1 protein-coding gene is annotated in these 275 nt (G+C 64.7%); it reads right to left on the bottom strand.

Going from position 1 to position 275, the window contains the following annotated elements; genetic code table 11:
- Nucleotides 1-77 precede the first annotated feature (77 nt).
- Nucleotides 78-275: HU family DNA-binding protein (locus KBI52_RS33745; RefSeq protein WP_210804737.1), on the bottom strand; the 198-nt coding region annotated here is incomplete at its 5' end.

Below are 275 nucleotides of genomic sequence, written 5' to 3'. Positions count from 1 at the left end.
GGACGCAACAACAGGCCCACCCCGCCAGCGTGCCGGCGGGGTGGGTGTCGCTTCAGCCATCCGGTTACAGCTAACGGCTAGACCGCCTCCTTAAGCTCCTTCGTGGGCCGGAAGGCGATCTTCTTGGAGGCCTTGATCTTGATGGGCTCGCCAGTCTGCGGATTGCGGCCCGTGCGAGCGGCGCGCTTGCGCACCTGGAGGATGCCGAGGCCGCTCAGGCGGATCTTGTCGCCCTTCTTCAAGCTCTTGGCGATCATCTCGATGACCTGGGTCAG

Source organism: Microvirga sp. HBU67558, assembly GCF_018069605.1.
In the GTDB taxonomy this organism is placed as follows: Bacteria; Pseudomonadota; Alphaproteobacteria; order Rhizobiales; family Beijerinckiaceae; genus Microvirga; species Microvirga terrae.
Note: the sequence above shows the minus strand (reverse complement) of the source record. Positions and strands in the feature narration are given on the sequence as shown.